Annotated in this window: 1 protein-coding gene and 1 pseudogene; both read right to left on the minus strand. The window is 74.3% G+C overall.

Annotated elements, in window-relative coordinates:
- Positions 1-218, minus strand: a pseudogene (locus D7Y13_RS48530) (geranyl transferase); the annotation flags it as partial.
- Positions 215-451, minus strand: a 237-nt coding sequence (locus D7Y13_RS42805; RefSeq protein ID WP_208734631.1) for an exodeoxyribonuclease VII small subunit, incomplete at its 5' end; no start/stop codon positions are given. The pseudogene D7Y13_RS48530 and the gene D7Y13_RS42805, both read right to left, overlap by 4 nt.

A 451-nucleotide genomic window follows, 5' to 3' on the forward strand; every position in this document is an offset into this window, starting at 1 on the left:
GCGCAGGCCGCGCGCAAGGCAGCGTCACGCTCGCCCTGCACGGCCTCGGCGGCCGCGAGAACGAGGAGCGGCCGCAGCCGCTTGCCGCCGCCGAGCACGGCGTAGCGCATGGCCTCGCCGAGGCCGGCCGGTGCGTCGCCGGCGACGTGGGCGTCGAGCGCGGACTCGACGGCGTCGAGCTCGCGCAAGGTCCACGAATCGAAGGCGTCGCGCTTCATGCCGGCCATGGCCTCAGCTGCCCGTTTTCGAGGACGCGCACCTGCTGCTCGACGGCCTCGAGGCAGGAGCGGCAGTAGCCGAGCAGCTCGCTGCCGCGCCGGTAGCTCGTCAACAGGCCCTCGAGCGGCATCTGACCCGCCTCCATGGCGACCACGAGCGCTTCGAGTTCGGCCAACGCGGCCTCGTACGTCGCGGGCGGTGCCGGGACCGCGGAAGTCGCCGTGGCCGGGAC

It is taken from the genome of Corallococcus praedator, assembly GCF_003612125.1.
Classification (GTDB): domain Bacteria; phylum Myxococcota; class Myxococcia; order Myxococcales; family Myxococcaceae; genus Corallococcus; species Corallococcus praedator.